This window comes from Sphingomonas aestuarii (assembly GCF_054457155.1).
In genome coordinates this window covers 168,873-192,306 of record NZ_JBTKVV010000004.1, presented here as the reverse complement: position 1 = coordinate 192,306, position 23,434 = coordinate 168,873, and the positions used below count along the sequence as shown (strand labels likewise).

At 65.1% G+C, this 23,434-nt stretch carries 22 protein-coding genes; 10 read left to right on the top strand and 12 right to left on the bottom strand.

The annotated features are described in order from the left end of the window. Positions 1-84: 84 nt before the first annotated feature. Both ACX0GZ_RS09210 and ACX0GZ_RS09205 read right to left on the bottom strand, forming a co-directional pair. Complete coding sequence (locus ACX0GZ_RS09210; protein WP_458815644.1) at positions 85-1,167, bottom strand: NAD(P)/FAD-dependent oxidoreductase; 1,083 nt, start codon at positions 1,165-1,167, stop codon at positions 85-87. Next, the gene (locus ACX0GZ_RS09205; RefSeq protein WP_458815642.1) at positions 1,164-2,111 is read right to left on the bottom strand and encodes an alpha/beta fold hydrolase; all 948 of its coding nucleotides are present in this window, start codon (positions 2,109-2,111) and stop codon (positions 1,164-1,166) included. Before ACX0GZ_RS09205 ends, ACX0GZ_RS09210 begins: the two co-directional genes overlap by 4 nt. 50 nt (positions 2,112-2,161) lie before the next feature. On the opposite strand from ACX0GZ_RS09205, the gene ACX0GZ_RS09200 reads away from it, so the two are divergent. The 8 genes from ACX0GZ_RS09200 (at position 2,162) to ACX0GZ_RS09165 (ending at position 10,030) form a co-directional block, all read left to right on the top strand. Further along, positions 2,162-2,632 carry an A24 family peptidase gene (locus tag ACX0GZ_RS09200; protein ID WP_458815640.1) on the top strand — a complete coding sequence of 157 codons (471 nt, stop codon included), beginning with the start codon at positions 2,162-2,164 and terminating at the stop codon, positions 2,630-2,632. Positions 2,633-2,682: 50 nt separating this feature from the next. After that, positions 2,683-3,723 carry a Flp pilus assembly protein CpaB gene (gene cpaB / locus ACX0GZ_RS09195; protein ID WP_458815638.1) on the top strand — a complete coding sequence of 347 codons (1,041 nt, stop codon included), beginning with the start codon at positions 2,683-2,685 and terminating at the stop codon, positions 3,721-3,723. Position 3,724: 1 nt separating this feature from the next. Beyond that, on the top strand, positions 3,725-5,299 hold the full coding sequence (locus ACX0GZ_RS09190) for a type II and III secretion system protein family protein (protein ID WP_458815636.1): 1,575 nt from the start codon (positions 3,725-3,727) through the stop codon (positions 5,297-5,299). A gap of 13 nt (positions 5,300-5,312) precedes the next feature. After that, a complete protein-coding gene (locus ACX0GZ_RS09185) occupies positions 5,313-5,954 on the top strand; it encodes a CpaD family pilus assembly protein (RefSeq protein ID WP_458815634.1) in 642 nt (213 codons plus the stop codon). 1 nt (position 5,955) lies between these two features. Next, entirely contained in the window at positions 5,956-7,248 is a 1,293-nt protein-coding gene (locus ACX0GZ_RS09180) for a nucleotide-binding protein (protein WP_458815632.1), read from the top strand. Positions 7,249-7,301: 53 nt separating this feature from the next. Beyond that, complete coding sequence (locus tag ACX0GZ_RS09175; RefSeq protein WP_458815630.1) at positions 7,302-8,282, top strand: type II secretion system F family protein; 981 nt, start codon at positions 7,302-7,304, stop codon at positions 8,280-8,282. A gap of 16 nt (positions 8,283-8,298) precedes the next feature. Next, a complete protein-coding gene (locus ACX0GZ_RS09170; protein ID WP_458815628.1) occupies positions 8,299-9,285 on the top strand; it encodes a type II secretion system F family protein in 987 nt (328 codons plus the stop codon). Between the two features lie 163 nt (positions 9,286-9,448). Beyond that, positions 9,449-10,030, top strand: coding sequence for a hypothetical protein (locus ACX0GZ_RS09165; protein WP_458815626.1), 582 nt, complete (start codon positions 9,449-9,451; stop codon positions 10,028-10,030). A 109-nt stretch (positions 10,031-10,139) separates the two neighbouring features. Here the strand turns inward: ACX0GZ_RS09165 and ppdK are convergent, their stop codons facing one another. The 5 genes from ppdK to ACX0GZ_RS09140 all read right to left on the bottom strand — a co-directional run bounded on the left by ppdK (position 10,140) and on the right by ACX0GZ_RS09140 (position 17,366). Continuing rightward, positions 10,140-12,809 (bottom strand): pyruvate, phosphate dikinase, encoded by a 2,670-nt coding sequence (ppdK, locus tag ACX0GZ_RS09160; protein WP_458815624.1) that lies wholly within the window; start codon positions 12,807-12,809, stop codon positions 10,140-10,142. Between the two features lie 293 nt (positions 12,810-13,102). After that, positions 13,103-15,550 (bottom strand): glycine--tRNA ligase subunit beta, encoded by a 2,448-nt coding sequence (gene glyS / locus ACX0GZ_RS09155; protein ID WP_458815622.1) that lies wholly within the window; start codon positions 15,548-15,550, stop codon positions 13,103-13,105. A 150-nt stretch (positions 15,551-15,700) separates the two neighbouring features. Further along, the gene (locus ACX0GZ_RS09150) at positions 15,701-16,567 is read right to left on the bottom strand and encodes a glycine--tRNA ligase subunit alpha (RefSeq protein WP_458816185.1); all 867 of its coding nucleotides are present in this window, start codon (positions 16,565-16,567) and stop codon (positions 15,701-15,703) included. Between the two features lie 29 nt (positions 16,568-16,596). Continuing rightward, positions 16,597-16,905 carry a DUF3297 family protein gene (locus ACX0GZ_RS09145; protein WP_458815620.1) on the bottom strand — a complete coding sequence of 103 codons (309 nt, stop codon included), beginning with the start codon at positions 16,903-16,905 and terminating at the stop codon, positions 16,597-16,599. Between the two features lie 110 nt (positions 16,906-17,015). Continuing rightward, positions 17,016-17,366 carry a hypothetical protein gene (locus tag ACX0GZ_RS09140; RefSeq protein WP_458815618.1) on the bottom strand — a complete coding sequence of 117 codons (351 nt, stop codon included), beginning with the start codon at positions 17,364-17,366 and terminating at the stop codon, positions 17,016-17,018. A gap of 273 nt (positions 17,367-17,639) precedes the next feature. Between ACX0GZ_RS09140 and ACX0GZ_RS09135 the strand changes: the two genes are divergently transcribed. Continuing rightward, positions 17,640-18,041: an EVE domain-containing protein gene (locus tag ACX0GZ_RS09135; RefSeq protein ID WP_458815616.1), complete on the top strand. Its 402-nt coding sequence runs from the start codon at positions 17,640-17,642 to the stop codon at positions 18,039-18,041. A 56-nt stretch (positions 18,042-18,097) separates the two neighbouring features. On the opposite strand, the gene ACX0GZ_RS09130 is transcribed toward ACX0GZ_RS09135, so the two are convergent. Further along, positions 18,098-19,423: a PQQ-dependent sugar dehydrogenase gene (locus tag ACX0GZ_RS09130; protein ID WP_458815614.1), complete on the bottom strand. Its 1,326-nt coding sequence runs from the start codon at positions 19,421-19,423 to the stop codon at positions 18,098-18,100. After that, on the bottom strand, positions 19,420-19,863 hold the full coding sequence (locus tag ACX0GZ_RS09125; protein ID WP_458815613.1) for a DUF2231 domain-containing protein: 444 nt from the start codon (positions 19,861-19,863) through the stop codon (positions 19,420-19,422). The genes ACX0GZ_RS09130 and ACX0GZ_RS09125 overlap by 4 nt, the downstream gene beginning before the upstream one ends. A gap of 258 nt (positions 19,864-20,121) precedes the next feature. Between ACX0GZ_RS09125 and ACX0GZ_RS09120 the strand changes: the two genes are divergently transcribed. Then, positions 20,122-20,610 (top strand): methylated-DNA--[protein]-cysteine S-methyltransferase, encoded by a 489-nt coding sequence (locus ACX0GZ_RS09120; RefSeq protein WP_458815611.1) that lies wholly within the window; start codon positions 20,122-20,124, stop codon positions 20,608-20,610. A gap of 31 nt (positions 20,611-20,641) precedes the next feature. Here the strand turns inward: ACX0GZ_RS09120 and ACX0GZ_RS09115 are convergent, their stop codons facing one another. The 3 genes from ACX0GZ_RS09115 to typA form a co-directional block, all read right to left on the bottom strand. After that, on the bottom strand, positions 20,642-21,052 hold the full coding sequence (locus ACX0GZ_RS09115) for a PIN domain-containing protein (RefSeq protein WP_458815609.1): 411 nt from the start codon (positions 21,050-21,052) through the stop codon (positions 20,642-20,644). Beyond that, positions 21,049-21,306, bottom strand: coding sequence for a type II toxin-antitoxin system VapB family antitoxin (locus ACX0GZ_RS09110; protein ID WP_458815607.1), 258 nt, complete (start codon positions 21,304-21,306; stop codon positions 21,049-21,051). Before ACX0GZ_RS09110 ends, ACX0GZ_RS09115 begins: the two co-directional genes overlap by 4 nt. Before the next feature lie 220 nt (positions 21,307-21,526). Continuing rightward, positions 21,527-23,365, bottom strand: a complete 1,839-nt coding sequence (gene typA / locus ACX0GZ_RS09105) for a translational GTPase TypA (protein WP_458815605.1) — start codon at positions 23,363-23,365, stop codon at positions 21,527-21,529. Between the last annotated feature and the right edge of the window lie 69 nt (positions 23,366-23,434).

The following is a 23,434-nucleotide window of genomic DNA, read 5'->3' as shown; positions in this document are numbered from 1 at the left end:
CGAGCGCAGTCGAGAAACGTGAACTTGGCGTTTGGGTCGAGTTTCTCGACTTCGCTCGAAACGAACGGGTTGGAATGACTAGGGTCAGGCGAAACGTGCGGGCGCATAGCGTCCCGCATCGATCCCCGCGATCGCCGGGTCCGGCGCGCGTCCCAGCAACAAAGTCGCACCGATCATCGCGGCGGCGGGGGCGGTCTGGATGCCGAAGCCACCCTGGCCTGCGAACCAGAAGAAGCCGGGGGCGTCGTCCGCAAACCCATAGACCGGCAGACGGTCGCGCGCGAAGCTGCGCAGCCCCGCCCATTTGCGCTCGACGGCCATGATCCGCCAATCGACCGCATGTTCGAGTCGGTCGATGGCGATCGCGACGTCGAGTTCCTCGGGTTGCGCGTCGCACGGGTCGGTCGGGATTTCGTCGTGCGGGCTGAGCCACAGCTTTCCCCCTGCCTCGGGCTTCCAGTAGAAGCTGCCGTCGATCGCGGCGACGTGTGGCATGGCGGGCGTCGTCGGAGGGTCGGTGCGGAGCTGGACCAGCGTGCGGCGATAGGCGGCGATGCCGATCGGTTTCGCTCCCGCCGCGCGGGCCACCTCGTCGGCCCATGCGCCTGCTGCGTCTACAAGGATATCGGCTTCGATCACGCCGTCTTGGGTGGCGATTCGCCAGCGCCCTCCGGCGCGTTCCGCCTGACGTAGCGCCGCACGGGTGCGGAGTTCGCCGCCTGCCCTGCGCATCCGCGACAGGCAATCGGCGTGGAGCGCGGCGACATCGATATAGGCGCAACTGGGCTCCCAGATGCCGAGCGTCCAGTCGGGTCGCAATCCGGCGACCTGCGACTGCGGATCGACCGGCTCCAGCGCAATCGGCGTGTCCGCAAACTCGGCGAGGAACGCGTCATAGGCGGCGCGGTCGCCCTCGCGCCCGACATGGAGCGAACCGAGCGGTTCGAGGAAACCGCCATCGCGCAGCGCCGCGCCGGATGCGGTGGTCAGCGGCTGTACCCCCGCCCCGCCGTACGTTTCGGACCAGAAAGCCGCCGATCGCCCGGTGGCGTGATACCCGGCCTGATCCTCCCCCTCCAGCAGCACGACGCGCGCATGCGGCGCGACCTCAGCCGCCAGGCTCGCGCCCGCGATCCCGGCGCCGACGATCGCGATGTCATGGGTCATGTTGCGGGCGCTCGCGCGTTCAGAAAGGCATCGATTGCGGCGATGGCGCGGTCGCGGACGGGGTCGGCCTCGCGCAGGATCTCATGCGCCGATTCGCTGTCGAAGCGGATCACCTGTGCGTCGGGCAGTTCGGCGAGTTGCTTCAGCGCCGCTTGCGGATCGACCAGCCCGTCGGCTTCGGCCACCAGCCCCAGCACGGGAACGCGCATCCGCGACAGCGTGCCGCCGCCCCCCAGTTCGCGAGTCGAGCGGAACGCGTTCAGCACCCATCGCCAGCTCGGCGGGCCGGTAACGATTTCGGGCTTGGCCTCATGCCAGAACAATTCGTCGGCATAGCGCGAGGCGTCGTGGGTCAGCAGCTTCTGCCGCGATTGCAGCGTGTGGGGACGCTCATTGCCTTTCCATGCGGGCCGGGTGACCGGGCCAAAGCGCGCCATCAGCCTGGCGAACGCCTCGCCGATTCGCGCGCCGCCCGGCCCTTTCAGTCCCAGCATCGGCGCGACCAGCACGGCAGCATCCGGCACGAACCCGCCCTCCGCCATGCCCCGCAACAACAGATGCCCGCCCATCGAATGACCGATCGCGACATGCGGCCCCGGCCCGCTCGCCAGCCATTCGCCACCGAAGCCGCGAAGATCGTCGATGAACATCGCGAAATCGGGAATGTCGCCGCAGCGCGAGTGATCGGTGGTCCGCCCGGACCCCGCCTGCCCGCGCCAGTCGATGCTGGAGATCGCCCAGCCCGTTTCGTGCCAATGCGCGAAACTTTCCAGATATTTCTCGAAGATGTCGCCGCGCCCACCCTGAAACAGCATCGATCCGCGCGTCTTGCCCACGGGGGCGGCCCAGTCGAACCGGCGCAGTCGCCAGCCGTCGGGCGCGGTCCAGGTGGAGACCACCGCCCCATCGGGCAGCGCGCGGCGAATGGGGGCGGGCGACAGCATCCCGGTCTGGTTACGGTTTCGTAAGGCGCGCCGTCTAGGCTTAACGCGACATGGGGGATGTTTTCGCCACGATTCTGCTGGTCGCGCTCGGCCTGTTGCTGGTTTCCGCCGGTATAGAGGACGCACGCAAGCGGACCATCGCCAACTGGAAAAACGCGGCGATCGCGGCACTTGCGCCATTGTGGTGGATCGCCAACGGGCTGGATGTGTGGCCCGACATGGCGTTGCTGCTGCTGTCCGGCGTCGTCGTGTTCGCGCTGTTCGCACTTGCCTTTCACTTCGGAATGATGGGCGGCGGCGACGTGAAGATGCTCGGCGCGCTCGCACTGTGGCTGCCGCTGCAACCGTTGGTGTGGCTGCTGATCCTGATGTCGCTGATCGGCGGGGCACTGACCGTCATCATGATGATCGAGCATCGCTGGAAGAATTCGGAGACCCCGCTGGAAATTCCCTACGGGGTCGCGATCGCGATTGCTGCGATCGTCGTGTTTTACCAACCGAACCTTAACCATTTTGGGTGATGACCGGGGACTGAAAAAGAACCCGGCTTCATAAAAAGGCCAGAAGCGTCATGGATGGAAAGAAGATCATTTTGCTGGTGGGCGCGCTGATCGTCGCCGCCGTCACCGCGTTCATGGCGCGGAGCATGATCATGGGTGCGTCGGCCCCGGTGGCGGACGCCAACGTCGCGGGCAGCAATGTCCCGGTCAACGGCCCGCAAGTGCTGGTCGCGACCAAGGCGCTGCCGGTCGGCACCATCCTGACCGCCGATTCGCTTCGCTTCCAGCCCTGGCCTCAGGAACTGGTCGAGGGCGCCTATTATCTGAAAGAGGGCACCGACATGGCGTCGCTGGTCGGCACCGTGGTCCGCTTTGCGATCCCGGCAGGCCAGCCGCTGACCCAAGGGTCGCTGGTAAAGCCCGGCGACCGCGGATTCCTTGCGGCGGCGCTTGCCCCCGGCATGCGCGCGGTAACGGTGCCCGTATCGGCACAGTCGTCGGTCGCGGGCTTCGTCTTTCCGGGTGACCGCGTCGATCTGATCCTGACGCAGGAAGTCGCAGGCGGCGGCGACGGCCCTCCGCTCAAGGCATCGGAGACGATCCTGCGCAACCTGCGCGTGCTGGCAACCGATCAGCGGACCGACAAGAAAACCGACGAACAGGGCAATACCGAAGTCGTCACCTTCTCGACCGTCACGATCGAAGCCACGCCGACCATCGCCGAACAGATCGCGGTCGCCCAGACCGTCGGTTCGCTGTCCCTGTCGCTGCGTTCGATCGCCGACAATGCGGGCGAGTTGGAAGAGGCGATCGCATCGGGCACCCTGGAAGTCAGCGACGACCCGAATGCAGAGCGCGCCATGCTGGCGGGAGCATCGAGCCGTCCGGTAATCGGCGCAACCAGCGTCTCCACCGGCGCGGACGTGTCGCGCTATCAGCGCCGCACCGTGCCCGGCAAGCCTGTCGAAGCCAATATGGGGCCGATGATGGCCGCGGCACAGGCGCCTGGCGGCAATTATCCGGGGGGTGCCGCGCCCATCGTCCAGGGGCCGGTCGTGCGCGTCGCACGCGGCAATACCGTGACGGATGTCGCGGTTGGGGGGAAGAACTGAAATGCGCATGAAGCATGACATCCGCCGCGCGCTGGCCGCGACGGTCGCGACGGCGGTGGCGCTGTCGGTGCCGGGGATCGCCCCCGCACAGAACGCGCCCCGCGCACGCGTCGGCGAACCCGCCGGCGCCCAACGCCCGCCGCAGGAAGTGCTGCTGTCGGTCGGCGAAGGCGAACTGGTGACGCTGCCCGCGACGGTGACCAGCGTGTGGACCTCCAATCCCGGCGTCGCCGACGTCTATGTCGCCAATCCGCGCCAGATCCATCTGTTCGGCAAGGAATTCGGCGAAGCGACGATCTTTGCGACCAATGCCGCAGGCACGGTCGTCTATTCTTCGAACGTCCGCGTCAGCCAGAACCTGACCTCGATCGACCGGATGATGCGCGCGGCGATGCCCGAAGCAGACGTGAAGGTGACGACGGTCGGCCAGCTTGCCGTGCTGAACGGTGTCGTGGCGTCGCCCGAAGCGTCGGCCGAGGCCGAACGCCTGGCGACGATGCTGCTCAACCCCGGCGTCAACATCAACGATCCCGAAGCCTCGCTGAAAATCGGCGTGGTCAACCGGCTGCGCATCGCAACGCCGCTCCAGGTCAATCTGCACGTGCGGATCGCAGAAGTCAGCCGCAGCTTCGTCAAGAACATCGGCGTCAATGTGACGACGCGGGATACCACCGGCGGGTTCAATTTCGGCCTGTTCCAGGGTCGACAGAGCGGCACCATCTCCGGCCCTCCCGGGGCACCGATATTCACCTATCCGACGGCGCCCGAAATCGGTTCGACGATCGGCGCTGCCGGCCGTCTTCTCGGGCTCGACCTGCTCGGTTCGCTCGATTTGGGCGAAACCCAGGGTCAGGTATCGACGCTGGCCAATCCGACGCTGACCGCTCTGTCCGGCGAAACCGCGACCTTCCTGGCGGGCGGCGAAATTCCGATCCTGATCGCTCAGGGGCTGGGCGCGGTGTCGGTCGAATACAAGCAATATGGCGTCAGCCTGGCCTATACGCCGACCGTGCTGGCCGACGGTCGCATCTCATTGAGAGTGCGTCCCGAAGTGTCGCAATTGTCGGCGGCAGGCGCGGTCACGCTTGGTAACAACACCATCCCCGGTCTCGTCACCCGCCGCGCCGAAACGACGGTCGAACTGGGATCGGGCGAAAGCCTGGTGATCGGCGGCCTGCTCCAGAACAACCACGACAATTCGATCACCAAGACGCCGGGTCTGGGCGACGTTCCGATCCTGGGTTCGCTGTTCCGTTCGAACGGGTTCAAGCGCAACGAAACCGAACTGGTGATCGTGGTCACGCCATATCTGGTGAAGCCGGTCAACGCCAACCAGATCGTGCTGCCGACCGACGGGTATCTGGCACCGACCGATCTGGGCCGTGTGTTCATGGGTCAGCTTCAGTCGGGCGATGCCAAGGATCGGCCCAAGCCCAGCGTCATGGCGCCCAATGCCGCGCCCGGCGTCACCGGTTCCGCGCTGCCGCTGCCTTCGGGTCCGACGCTGCCGCCCGCGCGTCAGGAAGCGCGCGCCAATCCGAACCGCCAGGCCGCCGCGCCCGGCTTCAGCAATTAAGGGATCGAGGGAAATGAAGATGACGACGCGTTATCCGGTCCTTGCCATCGCCGTGCCGATGCTGGCGCTTGCCGCCTGCGGTCCGGTCACGTCCAATCGCGGTCTGGAGACGGTGCATCAGCCCGTCGTCCAGCGTACGGACTATTCGATCGACCTGACGACTGCGGGCGACCGCTTGGCGCCGGGCGAATCAAACCGGCTGGCCGGATGGATGGAGGCACTGCGCGTCGCCTATGGCGACCGCATCAGCGTCGACGATCCCAGCGGCTACGCACCCGGCGCGCGTGCCGATGTCGCAAGCGAAGCGGCGCGTTACGGCCTGCTGCTGGCCGACACCGCACCCGTCACGCAGGGGCGGATGCAGCCCGGCACGGTTCGGGTCGTGCTGAGCCGTTCGAGCGCAAGCGTGCCGAGTTGCCCCGATTATTCGGATACCTATGCCGCCAATTTCTCCGGTCGCACGACTGCCAATCATGGCTGCGCGACCAATTCGAACCTGGCGGCGATGATCGCCAACCCGAACGATCTTGTGCGCGGCCAGCCCGGTGCGGCGGGCAGCGATCCGGGCACGTCGACCAGGGCGATCGGCAGCTATTGGCGCACGGCGCCGACCGGCTCTCAGGGTTTGAAAACCGAATCGACGGGGAACAAGTGATATGAACGCACCCTGGACCCCCGCCCGCGCCTCCGTGCGTGAGCCGTTCGTCGCATTCGTCTGCGACGAAACCACCGCAGAGGCGCTGCGCCCGATCGCGGTCGAAATGGGATGGGCACCCGAAAAGGTGAACAAGGGCGGGCTTCGCAACGCCGTCCAGACGCTGTCGGTATCGGCCAGCCCCAATATTCTGTTCGTCGATCTGTCCGAAAGCGGCGATCCGCTGAACGACATCAACGCGCTGGCCGAAGTCTGCGAGCCCGGCACCGTCGTCATCGCCGCGGGCCAGGTCAACGACGTGCGCCTGTACCGCGATCTGGTCGCGAGCGGCATTCAGGATTACCTGCTCAAACCGCTCAACCCCGACGTGATGCGCGAAGCATTTTCGAGCGCACAGGCGATGCTGAGCGCGCCCAAGAATGTCGAGGCCTCGCCCGATCGTCCGCACTGCGGCGTCGCCGTCATCGGCACGCGCGGCGGCGTGGGGGCATCGACGCTCGCCACCTCGATCGCGTGGCTGCTGTCGGAAAAGAACGCGCGCTCGACCGCGCTGCTCGACCTCGACGTGCATTTCGGCACGGGTGCGCTTGGCCTCGACCTGGAACCCGGTCGCGGCCTGACCGACGCGATCGAAAACCCCAGCCGCATCGACGGACTGTTCATCGAGCGCGCGATGGTGCGCGCATCCGAACGGCTGGCCGTATTGTCGGCAGAGGCACCGATTCACTCGCCGATCGTCACCGACGGTTCGGCATTCTTCCAGTTGCAGGAAGAAATGCGCGGCGCGTTCGAATGCACCGTCATCGATATGCCGCGCAACATGCTGGTTCAGCATCCGCACCTGATTACCGACGTCCAGACCGCGGTCATCACCGTGGAATTCACGCTGGCGGCGGCGCGCGACGCGATCCGCATCCTGTCGTGGTTCAAATCGAACGCGCCGCAAAGCCGCGTGATCGTCGTCGCGAACCGCGTCCATCCGACCGCGCAGCAGGAAATCAGCCGCAAGGATTTCGAGGGGTCGATCGAACGCAAGGTCGATTATCTTATCCCCTATGACGCCAAGCTGACGGCGCAGGCCGCCAAGCTGGGCAAGCCGATCGCAGAGGCCGGCAAGGGATCGAAAACGGTCGCGCCGCTGGCCGAACTGGTGCTCGACATCCTCGATGCCAGTGACTCGTCGGACGAGGAACGCGCCGCGAAGAAGGGCAAGGCAGCCGCCACCGGCGGATCGCTGCTGGGCAAGCTGTCCGGCCTCACCGCCAGGCTGCCGGGCAAGGCCGCGAAGAAGTGAACGTCGCGCGCCGCAACAATGCGGTGCGCAAGGGTTAGGAAGGCAGGACGCGCGTGAACCTGATGCCGATGATCTTGCTGCTGGGCGGCGCCTCGCTGGTGATGGTGCTGATGCTTCTTGCGCTGTCGGGGCCGTCGGCGGCCAAGGCCAGCGTACGCCGGTTGAGCGATGTCCGCGTGCGTCATTCAGGGGTGGCGAGCGCCGCGTCGATGGAAGCGCAGATCCGCAAGGTATCAGCCAGTCGCGCGACCCGCATGGATCTGGCCGCTACCCGTTTCCTGCCCAATCCCGCACAGTTGAAAAAACGGCTGGCGATGACCGGCAAGGACAACTGGACCGTCGGGCGCTACGGCATCGCGACGGTCGTGGTGTTCATGCTCGTCACCGTCGCCATGCTGCTTCAGGGAATGCCCTTCCTGTTTGCGCTGTTCCTGGCGCTGTTCATGGGTGCCGGGCTGCCGCATCTAATCGTCGGCATGGCGATCAAGCGGCGCGTGGGGAAATTCAATTCGAAATTTCCCGACGCGATCGAGCTGCTGGTCCGCGGCCTTCGTTCGGGCCTGCCCATTACCGAGACGATGGGTGTCGTCGGCAACGAAGTCGATGGGCCGGTTGGCGAGGAATTTCGCAGCGTTTCCGACAAGATGAAGATCGGCAAGACGCTGGACCAGGCCCTTCAGGAAACCGCCGAGCGCTTGGGCACGCCCGAATTCCAGTTCTTCGTCATCACCATCGCCATTCAGCGCGAAACCGGCGGCAACCTCGCCGAAACGCTCGCGAACCTGGCCGATGTGCTGCGCAAGCGCATGCAGATGAAGCTGAAGATCAAGGCGATGTCCTCGGAATCCAAGGCTTCCGCCTATATCGTCGGGGCACTGCCGTTCATCGTGTTCGGGCTGATCACCATGATCAACCCCAATTACATGGGCGAATTCTTCGTCGACCAGCGGCTGATCGTCGCGGGAATCGGTGGCCTGATCTGGATGTCGCTGGGCGCGTTCATCATGGCCAAAATGGTCAGTTTCGAGATTTAAGCGGGGGTATCAGACCATGCAATCCTCCCCCACCCTGCTCGGCATCGACGTCATCTGGGTCGGCACGATCCTGTCGGGCGTCGCCGCCCTTGCGGTGATGATCGCGATCTACGCCGCGCTCAGCGTGCGCGATCCGATGGCCAAGCGCGTCAAGGCGCTGAACGACCGCCGCGAACAGCTGAAGGCCGGGATCACCGCATCGACCAGCAAGCGCCGCGCGAAGCTGGTCCAGAAACACGCCACCGCCGATCGCATTCGCGGCATGCTGTCGTCGATGAAGATTCTTCAGGACGACCAACTGAAGACCGCGCAGATCAAATTGCTCCAGGCCGGCATCCGGTCGAAGGAGTGGGCGCCTGCGGTCATCTTCGGCCGGTTGGTGCTGCCGATCGTGATCGGCCTGCCGATCCTTTACTGGGTGTACGGCACCGACGGCTTTGCCGACTGGGGTCCGCTCAAGAAATACGGGCTGGTCGCTGGATCGTTGATCCTGTCCTACAAGGCCCCTGACCTTTGGCTGAAGAACAAGATCACCAAGCGCAGCGATGCGGTCAGAAAGGGCCTGCCCGATGCGCTCGACCTGCTGGTCATCTGCGCCGAGGCCGGTCTCACCGTCGATGCCGCCTTCCACCGCGTCGCAAAGGAACTGGGCCGCGCTTACCCGGAACTGGGCGAGGAATTTTCGCTGACCGCGATCGAACTGGGCTTCCTGACCGACCGCCGCCAGGCGTTCGAAAATCTGGCGATGCGCACCGACCTCGATTCGATCAAGGGCGTGGTCACCACCATGATCCAGACCGAGAAGTACGGCACGCCGCTGGCCTCTGCGCTGCGCGTGCTGTCGGCCGAATTCCGCAACGAACGCATGATGCGCGCCGAGGAAAAGGCCGCCCGGCTGCCCGCGATCATGACGATCCCGCTGATCCTTTTCATCTTGCCGGTGCTGTTCATCGTCATCCTTGGCCCTGCGGCCTGTTCGATCAGCGACTCGCTCATCAAATGAGCGCGCATCGCCCCATGGCGGTGCCGCTGGTGTCGGCGCCTTCGGAACGTCGCATCCGCGTGGCGATTGCCCAGCTGCTCATCGCCAGCCGACTTCACCCCCGCACGGAACGCGAAGCCCGTATCGATTGTTGACCTCGCGTAATCTTCGGGAGGAAATCGAGATGCTGTTCGAAACGCCGACACAATTCGCGGTGCTGGCGCTCGCGCTGATCGCGGGCTGGTTCTTCGGGCTGGCCAGCCATCCGGGCGGCAAGAAGTGGAAGCAGAAATATCGCGACGAGAAGGCCGCGCACGAGGCGGTGATGAAGGAGCGCGAAGGCGTGTTCGCCGAACGCGACGCGCGGGTGAAGGAACTGGAGGCGGAGAATGCGCGGCTGACGCGCGAACTCGACCGCGCGCGTCCGCACGGGACCGCGACGACGGCTGCGGCTGCCGGTGCGACCGGCGCTGTGGCGGGCACTGCGGCCACGAGCACGCGCAGCAGCGGCATTCGCGGCTTTTTCGGCTGGGACCGCGACAATCTGTCGCGCATCAACGGCATCGACGAAGCCGCCGAAAAGGCATTGGTCGCCGACGGCATCAAGAGCTTCGAGCAGATCGCTTCATTGAGCGATGCCGAGGCGCATGCCCTGGAAGACAAATTGGGCTTTGGCCGCGACCGCATCGACCAGCAGCAATGGCGCGAACAGGCGCGGCTGATGATGGAAAATCACGACCGCGATCACGGGATCGCACGAGCCTAAGGTTGACCCCCTCCAAAATCCGTCATGCCAGCGCAGGCTGGCCTATCAGGCCGTATCGCACGATGCCTGATACCCCAGCCGTTGCTGGGGTGACGGTATCGGGAGCAGCTTAGCCGTTGCGCGCCTTCAACGCCGCCTGCGCCGCCGCCAGTCGCGCGATCGGCACGCGGTAGGGCGATGCCGACACGTAATCGAGCCCTACGCGTTCGCAAAAGTCGATCGACGACGGATCGCCACCATGTTCGCCGCAGATGCCGAGCTTGATCTTGGGCCGGGTCGCGCGACCCCGTTCGGCGGCGATCGAAATCAGCTCGCCGACGCCCTCGACATCGATCGAGACGAACGGGTCGCGGTCGTAGATGCCCTTCTCGACATAGGCTTGCAGAAAGCGCCCCGCATCGTCGCGACTGACGCCAAGCGCGGTCTGGGTCAGGTCGTTGGTGCCGAAGGAGAAGAATTCCGCCGCCTCGGCAATGTCCCCTGCCCTGAGCGCCGCGCGCGGCAGTTCGATCATCGTGCCGACCAGATACTCGATGGTGCGACCCTTTTCGGCGAACACGTCCTTTGCGGCCTTGTCGACGACCGCCTTCATCAGTTCGAGTTCGCGCTTGGTCGCAACCAGCGGGATCATGACTTCGGGGATCGGCGCCTCGCCCGAGGATGCCGCGACATCGCACGCCGCCTCGAAGATCGCGCGTGCCTGCATCTCGTAGATTTCGGGATAGGTCACGCCCAGCCGGCAGCCGCGATGGCCAAGCATCGGGTTGAATTCGTGGAGTTCGGCGGCGCGGCGCTTGAGCGTTTCGACCTCAACCCCCGTCGCCTTCGCGACTTCGGCGAACTCGGCATCCTCATGCGGCAGGAACTCGTGCAGCGGCGGATCGAGCAGGCGGATCGTACAGGGCAGCCCCGCCATCACCTCGAAAATCTCGGTGAAGTCCTTGCGCTGTTCGGGGAGCAATTTCTCGAGTGCGGCGCGCCTGCCCGCTTCGTCCTCGGCGAGGATCATCTGGCGCACCGAAGTGATGCGGGCTGAGTCGAAGAACATGTGTTCGGTGCGGCACAGCCCGATCCCCTCCGCACCGAATTCGCGCGCGGTGCGGCAATCGTTGGGGGTTTCCGCGTTGGTGCGGACGCGCAGGCGCCGGACCTTGTCGGCCCATTCCATCAGCACGCCGAAATCGCCCGCCAGTTCGGGCTGCACGGTCGGGACCGCGCCGACCATGACTTCGCCGGTCGACCCGTCGATGGTCAGGATGTCGCCTGCACGCACCTCTCGGCTACCGACGCGCATCACGCCTTCCGCCGCCTTGATCGACAGCGTGCCCGCGCCCGAGACGCAAGGGCGCCCCATGCCGCGCGCGACCACCGCCGCATGGCTGGTCATGCCACCGCGTGCGGTCAGGATGCCCTTTGCCGCGTGCATGCCGTGAATGTCTTCGGGCGAAGTTTCGACGCGGACGAGGATCACGTCCTCGCCGTTCGCCGCCGCCTTTTCCGCCGCATCGGCATCGAACACCACCTTGCCGGACGCCGCGCCGGGCGAGGCGGGAAGCCCCTTGGTCAGCACGTCGCGCGTCGCCGATGGGTCGAGCGTCGGGTGGAGCAGCTGGTCGAGCGCGGCAGCATCGACGCGGGCCACGGCCTCTTCCTGAGAGATCAGGCCCTCGTTCGCCATATCGACCGCCATCTTGAGCGCGGCCTTGGCCGTACGCTTGCCGCTACGCGTCTGGAGCATCCACAATTTGCCGCGTTCGACGGTGAACTCGATGTCCTGCATGTCGCGGTAATGCGTCTCGAGCGTGTCGAAGACCTTGGCGAGTTCACCGTAAACCTCCGGCATCGCCTCTTCCATCGACAACGGCTTGGCCCCTGCCGCCTCGCGCGCCGCCTTGGTCAGATATTGCGGCGTGCGGATGCCCGCCACCACGTCTTCGCCCTGCGCATTGATCAGGAACTCGCCGTAATAAGCGCGGTCGCCCTTCGACGGATCGCGGGTGAATGCCACCCCCGTCGCCGACGTGTCGCCCATATTGCCGAACACCATCGCCTGGATGTTGACCGCGGTGCCCCAATGGCCGGGAATCGAGTTCAGGCGGCGATAGACCTTGGCACGTTCGGACTGCCACGATCCGAACACGGCGGCGGTCGCGCCCCAAAGCTGATCATGGACATCCTGCGGAAACGGCTTGCCCCACATCTCGTCCACCAGCGCCTTGTATTCGGCGACCAGCGCCTGAAGGTCGGTGGCGCTGAGTTCGGTGTCGAGGTGGAAGCCGCGATCTTCCTTGGCGACCTCCAACGCTTCCTCGAACCGATCATGGTCGAGGCCAAGCACGACGTCCGAATACATCTGGATGAAGCGGCGATAGCTGTCCCAGGCAAAGCGATCGTCGCCCGATTTGGCCGCCAGCCCCGCGACGGTTTCGTCATTGAGGCCGAGGTTCAGGACGGTGTCCATCATGCCGGGCATCGACACGCGCGCGCCGCTCCGCACGGAGACGAGCAGCGGGTCGGAAGGATCGCCGAACTTCTTGCCCGTCACCCCCTCGATATGCGCGATGCCGTTGGCGACTTCGGCGCGGACGCTGTCGGGGAAGGTTTCGCCTTCCTCGTAATAGCGCGTGCACATTTCGGTCGAGATGGTGAAGCCGGGGGGCACCGGCAGGCCGATTCCGGCCATGCCGTCGAGGTTCGCACCCTTGCCGCCGAGGAGATTCTTGTTCCCTTCTCCGCCGTCGGAGACACCGCCGCCGAACCGATAGACATAGCGTGTCATGGGCAAACCCCTTCATCATGCGCGGCCTGTCGAGCGGCCTTTGGCGAGCGCCCTACCGCAGGTGCGAACAGGGGGAAAGGGGAGTCTGGGTTTGCGCGCCGCGTGCTTTTGTTTTGTGCGGGGGTCGGGGCGGAAGGTTAGCCTAAGGTTAGTCCAATGGGGATGGTCCCGTTCTCGCCCCCTCCCCGTTCGTTTCGAGCGAAGTCGAGAAACGCTTGGCACGCGTCTGGATCATGTTTCTCGACTTCGCTCGAAACGAGCGGGTGTGTGGAAGCGGAATGAGGACGAGCCCCCTACCCGTCGATCTTCGAAAAATCCGCAACCCGGTGCACCGCTGCGCGCATCCGGGCGAGGAGCGCGAGGCGGGCTTCGCGCTTGGCCGCATCCGCGTCGTTGACCGTCACCTTGTCAAAAAACGCATCGATCGGCGCACGGAGCGTTGCGAGTGCCGCCATCGCGCCTTCGAAATCCTCCGCTTCGATCGCCGCCGCGGCCTTGGGCTCGGCAGCGTCGAGGGCGGCGATGAGGGCAGCTTCCTCGGTTTCGGGCGTGTAGGAAAGCGGTTTTTGGGTGGAGCCGCTCTCCCCACCCACATCGTCACCCCGGACTTGTTCCGGGGTCCACTGACCCTCTGGCGACGGCGTTTGTGAGTCGGTGGCCCCCGGCACTGCGGCCGGGGTGACGGTTGTGGAGGTCCGCGCGTAGCCCTCCTTCTTCAGGATATTCGCCGCGCGCTTATACCCGGCGAGCAGGTTCGCGCCGTCGGAAGTACCGACAAAGGCTTGCAGCGCATGAACCCGCGCGAGCAAGCGGACAAGGTCGTCCTCGCCCCCCAACGCGAACACCGCGTCGATCAAGTCGTGCCGAACGCCCGCTTCGCGTTGCTGGACTTTGAGGCGGTCGGCGAAGAAGTCGAGCACGGTCAATGCTGACCTAGGCGCGTTATCGGCCGCAAAGCGTGTTGAATCGGATTGTCGATCCTGATGCGCGGCCACTACGGCGTTCAAAACTTCTTCGTGGCGACCGTCGGCCGACGGCATTATCTGGTTCAAGCCAAAAGCCAACTCTCGAGTGTTAATGCCGCGGCTGGCCAGCAGGGCTTGCGCAGATGCAAGCGTGAGAGGCCGGATCAGATTCACTCGCAACTTGCTGGTCAACAATACAGCCAAGATAGCAATCGCGGCACGCCGCAAGGCGAACGGATCCTTCGATCCTGTAGGCTTCTCATCAATCGCAAAAAACGCGGCAATCGTATCCAGCTTATCCGCCAGCGACACCGCGACCGTCACCGGCGCGGTCGGCACCTCATCGCCCTGCCCGACCGGCTTGTAATGGTCGCGGACGGCTTCCCAGACTTCACGGGGTTCGCCTTGCGCGGCGGCGTAATAGCCGCCCATCAGGCCTTGGAGTTCGGGGAATTCGCCGACCATGCCGGTGACGAGATCGGCCTTTGCCAGACGCGCGGCGTGTTCGGCCATTTGGGCCATGTGCTCCTGCGAAGGCAGGAGCGTCGGATCATGGTTCGCTTCGCTCGCCAGCGCTCCTGCTTTCGCAGGAATGCGGGGCTGGACGATCCCCTCCTCAACCAGCCACCGCGCCAGTTTCGCTACGCGTTCGACCTTGTCATGAACGGTGCCGAGCTTTTCGTGGAAGACGATCTGGCCGAGTTTCGTCGCGTGATCGTCAAGCGTACGGCGCGTCGTTCGCTTTCGATCGGGGCCCAAGCCTTCGTGATGCCACTGGTCTTCTTCGAAGAAATGCCAAGCATCGCTCAGCCGTGCGGCGAGCACCTTGCGGTTGCCCTCGACGATCCTGTCGCCGCCATCCTCGGCGTCGATATTCGCGACGCAGATGAAGGCGTTGGCGAGCGTTCCGTCGGCATCGTTGCAGACGAAATATTTCTGGTTCACGCGCGCGGTAAGCTGGATCACCTCGGGCGGAACGCTGAGAAATTCCGCGTCGAAGCGGCCGAGCAACGGCACCGGCCATTCGGTAAGCCCCGCATTTTCGTTGAGCAGGCCGTCGTCCTCGATCAGCGACAGCCCCGCGCCCTGTGCGGCCATCTTGGCGCCCAGCGCGATGATCCCGCGCCGCTCTCCCTGATCGACGATAACGTGGCAGGCGCGCAGCTTTTCGACATAGTCGTGCGCGCCGCCAATGGTGATCGCGCCCGGATGGTGGAAGCGGTGGCCGACCGTGGCATAGCCGCTGGTCACGCCCGCGATGTCGCACGGCACCAGCTCTTCGCCGAGGATCGCGACGATGCCCTGCAACGGGCGCACCCAGCGCGGGCTTTCGGGGCTGAGCGAGGCGGCGCCCCAGCGCATCGATTTGGGCCAGGGGAAGCCGCGGACGATCGCGGGGATCGCAGCCGCCAGCACATCGGCGGTCGCGCGGCCGGGCTTGTCGATCACCGCGAACAGGGTCGCGCGGCCTTTGACCTCGCGGGTCTCAAGCGCGTCGCGGGTCAGGCCAGCCTTGCGCAGGAAGCCGTCGATCGCGGCGGCGGGCGCGCCGGCGGGAGGGCCTTTGAGTTCCTCGCTGACGGCTTGCGTGGCGGTCGGCAGTCCCTTTGCGATCAGCGCGAGGCGGCGCGGGGTGGCGTAGGTGACGATGCTCTCTGCCTTGAGGCCAGCGGCGGCGATTTGTTCGACGAACAGCCATTCGAGATCGGCCCGCGCCTTGTCCTGCATCCGCGCGGGGATTTCTTCGGAGCGGAGTTCGAGGAGGAAATCAGCCACGGGCGAACCTTCCCGCCAAAACCGTTCGTGTCGAGTAAGGTTCGAGCGAAGTCGAGAACCCGTATCGAGACATCCCTCGATACGCCTTCTCGACAAGCTCGAAGGCTACTCGGGACGAACGGGTGGGGTTAAGGTTGGTGAGGGTTCGCATCACGCCGTCCACCCGGGAAACGCGGCCTGCCATTTGGGCGTCTGCGTCTCGATCCATTTCTCGCAACTCGCCTTCGCCAGATCGCGGACGCGGCCGATATAGGCCTGGCGTTCGGCGACAGAGATCACCCCGCGGGCCTGGAGCAGGTTGAAAACGTGGCTCGCCTCGATCGCCTGTTCATAGGCCGCGAGCGGCACGTCAGCGGCGAGGCTGTTCTCGCACTCGGCAGCAGCCTTTTTGAACTGGTCGAACAGCGTGTCGGTGTCGGCGACCTCGAAATTCCATTTCGACATTTGCCGCTCGTTTTCGAGGAACACGTCGCCATAGCTGACGCCGGCATCGTTGAACGCCAGGTCGTACACGCTGTCGACATTCTGGATGTACATGGCGAGGCGTTCGAGGCCGTAGGTCAGCTCGCCCGCGACGGGTTTGCAGTCGAAGCCGCCCATTTGCTGGAAATAGGTGAACTGGGTGACTTCCATCCCGTCGCACCAGACTTCCCAGCCGAGACCCCAAGCGCCCAGCGTCGGCGATTCCCAGTCATCCTCGACAAAGCGGATGTCGTGGACGGTGGTGTCGATGCCGATCGCCTTCAGCGACCCCAGATACAGCTCCTGCAAGTCGGGCGGGCTGGGCTTCAGGATCACCTGATACTGGTAATAATGCTGGAGCCGGTTGGGGTTTTCGCCGTAGCGGCCGTCCGTAGGACGGCGGCAGGGCTGGACGAACGCCGCGTTCCAGGGCTCCGGCCCCAGCGCGCGCAGCGTGGTCGCGGGGTGAAAGGTGCCCGCGCCCATCCGCATGTCATAGGGCTGGAGGATCACGCAGCCCCGCTCGCTCCAATAATCGTGGAGCGTCAGGATCATGCGCTGGAAGCTGAGCGGCGTGCCCTTGGTCACTGGTCGGTCTGCTCGCCTTTTTCGGAAGCGCCTTCGTCAGCGGCTTCTTCGTCCACGGCGCCTTCGCCCGCGTCACGGTAGAATGCCTCGGTTTCGCCCGACAGCTTGATGGTCAGCGGCTGGCCGTGGCGATCGACCTTCTTGCCCAGCGCGACGCGGATCCAGCCTTCGGAAACCGAATATTCCTCGACGTCGTTGCGCTCGGCGCCCTTGAAGTTGATGCCGACGCCGCGTTCGAGGGCGGCCTGGTCGAAATGCGGGCTGCGCGGGTTGATCGACAGCCGGTCGGGGGGAGTATCGCTCATCCCAGCGCCTCTGACGCAAATCGGGGGCGATTTCCAGAGCCGACATGAAAAACGGCGCGGCTCCGTTGGGGAACCGCGCCGTCAGTGGCGTAGGTCAGCCTGCCGGGAGCTTATCGGCAGTGACGCACGCGAACATAGCGACGGGCATAGCCGTCCCACACGCGCTGGGTGCGGCACTGCTGCCGGTAATTGTAGCGCGGCTGATAATAGTTGTAGCGGGGCGCGTAATTGTAGCGCGGGCCACGGTCGTAATAATAACGATCGTCGTAATAGCGGTCGTTGCTGCTCGACGCGATGGCCGCGCCGATGGCGAGCCCGGCGATACCGGCGACGATCGCGGTCCCGGCATCGCTGCCACGGTCGCGGTGATAATAACGCTGCGCTTCGGCGGGCGCGGCGACGGTCAGCGACGTGGCGGCGAGTGCGACGCCCAGCCCGACCTTGGTCAGAACATTGGTCATGACGAACCTCCTCAAATAATCCAGCGCCAAATGCTTTCGCGTGACGCGAGTCGTGCGCTTGAAGATCAAATTAGGCGCAAGCGGCTGAACGGGTTCGGAATTGGGCGTTTAGCTGGGGTTCAGTTGAGCAGAGCGAGGATGACACTGGCTCCGTTCGTTTCGAGCGAAGTCGAAAAACGTGATCCGGGCGCGCCCAAGCGTTTCTCGACTTCGCGCGAAACGAGCGGGTATGGGAGCGCACGATTTGCGCTTTTCCAACGGAGATTTCACGAGATGGCCTATTGGCTGATGCGGTCCGAACCCGATGTCTATGGCTGGGACGATCTGGTCCGCGATGGCGGCACCGAATGGGACGGGGTGCGCAACTATACCGCGCGCAATTTCCTGAAGGACATGGCGGTCGGCGACCTCGCGATCTTCTACCATTCGAACAAGGAAAAGGCCGCGGTCGGGGTGATGGAAATCACGCGCGCGTGGCAGCCCGATGGCGAGGATGGCAAATGGGCGAGCGTCCGGGTGGAGCCGCGCGACAAGCTCGCCAATCCGGTGCCGCTGGCCGACATCAAGGGTGAGAAAAGGCTCGAAAAGCTTGAGATGGTGCGCCAGTCGCGGCTGTCGGTGACGCCGGTGCGGGAAGAAGAGTGGAAGGTGCTGCTGGAGATGGCCAAGGGCTGAGCGCCTTCGCGCTCAGCCCTTGTGTTCCTTCCCTCAGACCCGGACGACGGACATCGTCAGGACGGCGGCGGTGCCGGTGGCCGAGCCGCCGCCGATGGCGTGACACGCCAGATCGTGTTGGAGAGGTCGTCGGCGATGTAGAGCGCGCGTGTCGGCGCATGGAAGGTCACGCCGACCGGGCGGCCGCGCGCCTTGCCATCCACCAGAAATCCGGTGACGAAATCCTGCTGTTCCCCGGCGGGACGGCCATTGGCGAAGGGCACCCAGCTGACCTTGTATCCCGACAGGTCGGATCGGTTCCAGCTGCCGTGCTGGCCGACGAACGCGCCGTCGCCATAGCCCGAACCCAGCGCGCCGTTGCGGACGAAGGTCAGGCCGAGCGCGGCGACATGCGCGCCGAGCGCATAGTCGGGCGCGATCGAACGCGCGATCATGTCGGGGCGTTCGGGCCGCGGGCGCGGATCGACATTCTTGCCCCAATAGCTCCACGGCCATCCGTAAAAAGCCCCCGGCTGGACAGAGGTCAGGTAATCGGGAACCAGATTGGGGCCGATTTCATCGCGTTCGTTCACCACGGCCCACAAACCGTTCGTCCAGGGATTGATGGCGAGTGCGGTCGGATTGCGGATGCCGCTGGCATAGGTGCGGCGCGCGCCGGTCGCCCGGTCGATTTCCCACACGACCGCGCGTTCTTCCTCGATCGCCATGCCGCGTTCGCCGACATTGCTGTTCGATCCGATGCCGACATACAGCTTGGTGCCGTCGGCGCTGGCGGTCAGCGCCTTGGTCCAGTGATGGTTGACCTGCGACGGGAGTTTGGTGACCTCGACGCCGGTGGAGCGCGGAATCGCGGTCTGTCCGTCGGTGTATGGGAAACGCAGCAACGCATCCTGATTGGCGACATAGAGCGCGCCATCGACGAAGGCGAGGCCATAGGGCGCATCGAGCCCGTCGATGAAGACGGTGCGAACCTCAGGCGTGCCGTCGCCATCCGCGTCGCGCAACAGGGTCAGGCGGTCGCCCCCCTCGACCTGGGTGTTGCCCAGCGCCTTGATATAGCCGGCGATCACGTCCTTGGGGCGCAGCTTCGGCGCGTTTCCGCCGCGCCCCTCGGCCACCAGCAGGTCGCCATTGGGAAGCACCAGCATCTGGCGCGGGATGCGAAGGTCAGTCGCCAGGGGCACGATCGTGAACCCCTCCGGGACGGTTGGCAGCGCGCCTTCCCATCCGGTGGGCGATGCGATCTTGATCGTCGGCACCAGGCTTTGCTGGATGGCGGGCAATTCCGGGTTCGGTCCGGTTTCCCGAACCGTGTCGGAGCCACCACAGGCGGCAAGCGACAGCGCCAGCGCCGTGGCGGCGGTCCAACGAATGGCCGTCATGCGTGCTCTCCTTCGGCAACCATGGGTCGCCCGATACCGGCATGCGCGACCCAGCCGGCGGCAAGCGCCAGCGCGGTGCACAGCACTGACAGCAGCACGCCGGTCGTGCCGACCGAACTCCATGCGTCCTGGCTGTGCTTGAACGCGTTGATCAGGCCAAGCACCCACATCGCGGCGACCAGCACGAAATAAAGCATCGGGCCGCGGTGCAGGCTGCGGTCGCGGCTGCGAAGCGCGTCGATCGCGGCCCAGATCGCCACCGGCGCGCCAAAGATCAGCGCGCCCGTGATCGCCCATTGCGACAGGTTGGACCACTGGATCTCGGCGGAGTTGAGATAGGCGATGTCGGAGGCGAGACCGGCCGAGAACAACGCAATCGGAAAGGAGAGGAGAATGGCGTGGACCGGATGCAGGCCGGTATGAACGGTGCGAGGGGGCAAGGACAGTCTCCCGTATGGCGCCGCTCGGCGGCAGTCGTACAGCCTGTCCAATGAGCGACGCGCCGGATGGTTGCAGCCGCGCAACGGTTAACGGGCGAGAATTCGCCAATGACGGTGGCCGTTGCTGAAACCACGCGAACATTGAGCGCAAGCGGTGGGATGCCCGGGGTACCGTCTGCTGCTATCTCTTGACCGTTCGCTTCGCATAACGCGCATCGACGTGCGAACAGAGCGAAGCCAGAGCAGGGAGCCGAAGCGATGCCGCTGTCTTTCACCACGACGCCCTCTGCAGTCGGAGAATTGACGCTGGTTGCGAGCGACGCCGGACTGGTCGCCGTGCTGTGGAGCCACGACGATGTCGACCGGGTGAGACTGGGCGAGAGGGTCGCGGATGACGATCATCCGGTGCTGATCGCCGCCGCTACGCAACTGGACGACTATTTCGCGGGCAGGCGTACCGCGTTCGACCTGCCGCTCGATTTTCGCGGCACCGATTTCCAGAAGAGCGTGTGGGCGGCGTTGCTGACGATCCCGTTCGGTGAAACGCGGAGCTATGGCGACATCGCACGCCAGATCGGGAGACCGACGGCATCGCGCGCGGTGGGTGCCGCGAACGGGCGCAACCCGATCTCGATCATCGCGCCCTGCCACCGTGTGATCGGCGCGAACGGTTCGCTGACGGGCTTTGCGGGCGGGATCGAGGCGAAACGGCTGTTGCTGGCGCTGGAGAATCCGACGCTGGTTTGAGCGCGGCGGCGCATCGTTGTGACGTCGAGCCTTATTGCCACGGATCGACCAGTTTGACGCCACAACCTTCGAAATCGCGAATGTTTCGAGTGGCGACTTGTGTGCTCAGATCGATTGCGATCGCGGCAATCTGGCCGTCGGGCAATGACATCGGCCTGCCACCCCGTTCGCGTTGCGCCATCAGTTCGCCGTAACGAAGCGCGGCCGACGCGCTGAACGGATAGGTGCGGTCGGCATAGCGCACCCGCCATTCGACCAGCCGCGCGGCCAGATCGCCGCGACGCGCGCCTTTGGGCAATCGCGCAATGCCATAGGCGAGTTCACCGAGCGCGACTGCGGTCAGGCCGGTGTCGTCCGAATGGGCCAGATACCAATCCTCGACGCGTTGGTCGGGTCGCGATTTCATCAATTCCGACACGACATTGGTGTCGAGCAGGATCAAAGCGCGATCCCCCCATGCGGTTTGCGGTGCGCGCCCATCGCGTCGCCCAACGCATCGAACGCGGCATCGTCCGTCCCGCCAATCGAGCGCATCCGCTTCAGAAAATCGGCGGCGGTTTCGACATCATGGCGACGCGCATACTCGATCAGCGCTTCCTCGACGATCGCATGGATCGGCCGCCGCTCACGCCGCGACAAGGCGTGGGCCAGATCGCGCGCCTTGGCACTGCGGACGGAGAGTTGCGGGGCGTTCATGCTGGCAAGCTAGGCCGCTGATGGCATGATGGCAAGGGCGGGTGCGCCTGCCAAAGAATAGGGGCCGTCGATCGCTCGGCAGCCCCTTTGTCTCGGTCATTGTTCGACGACATCCCCGCCGCGGCGAAGCCGCGCCGTCGGTCGGCGCTCGCAGCGCCGCGGGCCGGGCCGGGCCGGTGCGCTTGCGGGCAGCTTGCGCTGTCCGCGTTGCCGCCCGGCCTTACGCCGCCGCCTTTGCCCGGCTTGCCTTCTTGCGCTCGTGCGGGTCGAGGAAGCGTTTGCGCAGGCGGATGGTCTTCGGCGTGACTTCGACCATTTCGTCGTCGTCGATATAGGCGATGGCCTGTTCCAGCGTCATCTTCTTGGGCGGAGTCAGGCGGATCGCGTCGTCCTTGCCGCCGCTCGCGCGGAAGTTGGTCAGCTGTTTCGCCTTCATCGGGTTGACCTCAAGGTCTTCCGTCTTGGCGTTCTCGCCGATGATCATGCCTTCGTAGAGCGTCTCGCCGTGGCCGACGAACAGGATGCCGCGATCCTCGAGCGGGCCGAGCGCATAGCCCTGCGCCTCGCCCGCGCCGTTCGAGATCAGCACGCCGTTCTTGCGGCCTTCGATGTTGCCCTTGTGGGGGCCGTATTTCTCGAACAGCCGGTTCATGATGCCGGTGCCGCGCGTGTCGGACAGGAATTCGCCGTGATAGCCGATCATGCCGCGTGACGGCGCCGAGAAGGTGATGCGGGTCTTGCCGCCACCGCTCGGGCGCATGTCGGTCATTTCCGCCTTACGGATGTTCATCTTTTCGACGACCGTGCCCGAATGTTCCTCGTCCACGTCGATGATGACGGTTTCATAGGGTTCGGTCTTGTTGCCGTTTTCGTCCTCGCCGAACAGCACGCGCGGGCGGCTAATGCCGAGTTCGAAGCCTTCGCGACGCATCGTTTCGATGAGCACGCCGAGCTGCAATTCGCCGCGGCCTGCGACTTCGTAGCTGTCGCGGTCGGCGGCTTCGGTCACGCGGATCGCCACGTTCGATTCGGCTTCGCGGAACAGGCGGTCGCGGATCATGCGGCTGGTGACCTTCGATCCCTCGCGCCCCGCCATCGGCGAATCGTTGACGGCAAAGCGCATCGACAGCGTCGGCGGGTCGATCGGCTGCGCGTGAAGCGGTTCGGTGACCGAGATGTCGGCGATGGTGTTCGACACGGTCGCGACGGCGAGGCCCGCCATCGAGATGATGTCGCCCGCGCGCGCTTCCTCAACCGGAACACGCTCAAGTCCGCGGAACGCCAGAATCTTCGACGCACGACCGGTTTCCACGATCTTGCCGTCATTATCGAGCGCGTGGATCGGCTGGTTGAGCTTAACCACGCCCGAATTGACGCGACCCGTCAGGATGCGGCCCAGGAAGTTGTCGCGGTCGAGCAGCGTCACCAGGAAGGTGAAGGGCGCGTCCTCGTTCAGCTTGGGCGGCGGGACGTGCGAAACGATCGTCTCGAACATCGGGATCAGCGTGCCTTCGCGGCGGTCCATGTCGGTCGAGGCATAGCCGTTGCGGCCCGAGGCATAGAGCACGGGGAAATCGAGCTGTTCGTCCGACGCCTCCAGGCTGACGAACAGGTCGAACACTTCGTCCAGCACTTCCTGGATGCGCGCGTCGCTGCGGTCGACCTTGTTGACCACGACGATGGGGCGCAGGCCCAGCGCCAGCGCCTTGCCGGTCACGAACTTGGTCTGCGGCATTGCGCCTTCGGCCGAATCGACCAGCAGGATCACGCCATCGACCATCGACAGGATGCGTTCCACTTCGCCGCCGAAATCGGCGTGGCCGGGGGTATCGACGATGTTGATGCGAACCGGCTCGCCGCCCTCGGGTGCCCAGTCGACCGAAGTCGGCTTGGCAAGGATGGTGATGCCGCGTTCCTTTTCGAGGTCGTTCGAATCCATCGCGCGTTCCTCGACGCGCTGATTGTCGCGGAACGTGCCCGATTGGCGAAAGAGCTGATCGACGAGCGTGGTCTTGCCGTGATCGACGTGGGCGATGATCGCCACGTTGCGAAGGTTCATTACATTTTCCCGGGAATAGGTGTTCGGGCGGGCGCATAGCGCAATTGCTGCGAACGCGAAAGGGGGACA